Below are 1,362 nucleotides of genomic sequence, written 5' to 3'. Positions count from 1 at the left end.
CGGCCTCTGCAATTCCTTTTTGCAGCGCTTCATTTGCATTCATTCCATTATTTTCATATCCAGAAGCAAGGGCTAATGCCTTTTCCCTAACCTGTGGGGTTAATTCTTTCAACCGGTCATTAGCGCCGTTTATATTTTCCATCGTCATTTATATCAAATTTACTAATTAGTGGCCTGCAATTGTATTGCATTGATTACTACATTCGCTGCAGATCCCTTTAACCACCAGGCTCACCTGCTGCCCCTGGTATCCTTCCGGCAATTTGACTTCTGGGATCTGGGTTTGAGGTAAACAGTAAGTTTCCTGGCAATTGTTGCAGTAGAAATGTATATGCAAATCATGGTGCCCATCAACAGTACAGGAAGGTTGACAAAGCGCAAATTTTGCGGTACCACTTCCGTCCTCTATGCGGTGAACCAGTCCATGATCTTCAAACGTTTTAATGCTTCGGTACAAAGTAACCCGGTCCGTTCTTTGCAAGGCTAATTCCATATCAGTAAGGCTAATGGCACTAGATTGTTTTAGCAAAAAGTCAAGCACCACTAAACGCATGGCAGTCGGATTGATTTTTTTTTCTAATAAAATATGCTCTAACTCTTTCATCGCTATTCTTCCTCGGCGCCACCGGCTGATTTTGATTCCAGGTAAAAGGCGCCCTTTAAAGCAATCTTGACATTTTCAGCTAAAGGATTCAGCGGTTTAATTTCTATGTAACCCAGTTCACTAACCCCTGTGGTAACCTCCTGTTTTTTGAAACTCACTTTTTTCTCTTTGCCGTTTTCTTCTTCCTCCTCGGTTACAGTAAAGATGTACTGTTTGCCTTGGGAACGAACAACCGCCTCAACTGGAACAGCAGCAGTCAACTGGCTGCCCGTACTAATCAGTGCAGTAACATACATGCCTGGGATCAGGTTCTTATGTTCCCTGTTATTAATCACCGCATGAACGACTACACCTTTACTTTCATTTTCAAAAGACTTATTGATTCCGTTAATGGTGCCTGTAATCAAATCATTGTTTTGATTGGTTAGTTGAAAGGCCACTTTTTGCCCGACTTTTACCTGCATGAGATCCTTTTCGAAAACGGTAAGGTCGCAGTGGATTTTTGAATTGTCCACTACTTCCATAATGGAAGTCCCTGGCTCGACAAAGGCGCCGGTATTGGCAATAACGTGTCCTACGGTTCCGCTGATTGGAGAAACAACAGGGAATTGGGAAACAATGTTTCCCTCGGAAACCTTTCCTGGACTTATGCCAAGTTGCCTTAGCTGGCTCTGGTAGGAAGTAAGCCTTGAGCGTTCTGCATTATAAGTAGCCTGGGACGATTGAAAAGACTTCCCTGTACCAGCCCCAGCAGCTTT

General features: G+C 43.5%; 2 protein-coding genes. Both read right to left on the bottom strand.

Features of this window, described 5'->3' with window-relative positions:
- Nucleotides 1-166: 166 nt before the first annotated feature.
- Complete coding sequence (locus tag CLV32_RS23005) at nt 167-604, bottom strand: Fur family transcriptional regulator (RefSeq protein WP_133559324.1); 438 nt, start codon at nt 602-604, stop codon at nt 167-169.
- A gap of 2 nt (nt 605-606) precedes the next feature.
- A partial coding sequence (locus CLV32_RS23000) for an efflux RND transporter periplasmic adaptor subunit (protein WP_133559323.1) occupies nt 607-1,362 on the bottom strand: 756 nt, incomplete at its 5' end.

Source organism: Pedobacter duraquae, from assembly GCF_004362245.1.
Classification (GTDB): Bacteria; Bacteroidota; Bacteroidia; order Sphingobacteriales; family Sphingobacteriaceae; genus Pedobacter; species Pedobacter duraquae.
Note: the sequence above shows the minus strand (reverse complement) of the source record. Positions and strands in the feature narration are given on the sequence as shown.

Excerpts from the sequence above, each read along its gene's own strand:
- CLV32_RS23005 (WP_133559324.1), bottom strand. The coding sequence starts at position 604 with ATGAAAGAGTTAGAGCATATTTTATTAGAAAAAAAAATCAATCCGACT.